General features: G+C 57.9%; 1 pseudogene. It reads left to right on the top strand.

The features are described from left to right. Nucleotides 1-28: 28 nt before the first annotated feature. Nucleotides 29-392: pseudogene (locus RMQ97_RS15445) on the top strand (hypothetical protein); the annotation flags it as partial.

Genomic DNA, 392 nt, shown 5'->3' with positions numbered 1-392 from the left:
CGGCACGGCCGGGATCCCGCAGGCTCACATGACTGTTGTCACAGGTGCGGGCCACACCACCACGACGGTGTACAATAATCTGGGCCAGGTGGTCTCGACCTCTCAGTCCGGGTCCCATGTCACGACGGGCGAAGAGACCTTCAAATACAATTCGATCGGTCAGGTCGCCGTCTCCACGGATGCAACGGGCAAGTCCCAGTACTTCCTGTATGATGATCTTGGAAGACTGGTCGCTCAGCTTTGGCACAATGGCCAGATCCAGGAGTTTTTCTACGACGACATGAACCGTGTCGTCGGCACCGTACGCTCGGGAAGACGGATCTCCAGCACTCATCTCACTGCCCTGGATAATCCGAACCATGGCCTGACCATGGATGACATCCGGCCCTCGT

Source organism: Maricaulis sp. D1M11, assembly GCF_047308265.1.
GTDB lineage: Bacteria > Pseudomonadota > Alphaproteobacteria > Caulobacterales > Maricaulaceae > Maricaulis.
The sequence above is the reverse complement of the archived record's forward strand: the minus strand, read 5'-3'. Positions and strand labels throughout refer to the sequence as shown.